The sequence below is a fragment of the Lactobacillus sp. M0390 genome (genome assembly GCF_016102085.1).
Taxonomy (GTDB): Bacteria; Bacillota; Bacilli; order Lactobacillales; family Lactobacillaceae; genus Lactobacillus; species Lactobacillus apis.
This window is the reverse complement of the sequence record NZ_JACFPH010000024.1, coordinates 1-481: the sequence shown is the minus strand read 5'-3', so window position 1 is coordinate 481 and position 481 is coordinate 1. Positions and strand designations below refer to the sequence as shown.

At 37.8% G+C, this 481-nt stretch carries 1 protein-coding gene; it reads right to left on the bottom strand.

Going from position 1 to position 481, the window contains the following annotated elements:
- Positions 1–106: 106 nt before the first annotated feature.
- On the bottom strand, positions 107–481 hold a 375-nt coding region (locus H3R25_RS08985), incomplete at its 5' end, for a PTS sugar transporter subunit IIB (protein ID WP_198195183.1).

The following is a 481-nucleotide window of genomic DNA, read 5'->3' as shown; positions in this document are numbered from 1 at the left end:
TTAACTGGGTTACCAAAACCAATACCAACTGTGATAATTTCATTGATTTGGAAGAAAGCAAACAAAGACAGCAAAATTATTTGAACTACACTCAATGAATTCATTATTATTTCTCCATCCGTTTATTTAATTCAGACATAAAGTCTTCTCTAGGGTCGTTCGGTACCATCTGGTGATAAAGCTTTACTCCCCGAGCATCAAGTTCCTTAAAAGCCTTTATTTCTTCGTCATTAACTCCCACACTCTTGAATAGTTGCAGTCTGCCCTCACCACTTGGCAAATTACCAACATTAACTTCTTTAATCGGTACTCCTGCTTCGACCATTTCAACCAGAGCCTCTGGTTCACGAGTAATAATAAATATTTTTTGGTCCGCATAGCGTCCTTGAACAATATTGTTACTTGCACGATCTGGTGGCAAAATACTTAAAGCTGCTTGAGTGGGACGAGCTAATTTTAAAGCTGTTTTTTCCAAGTCATC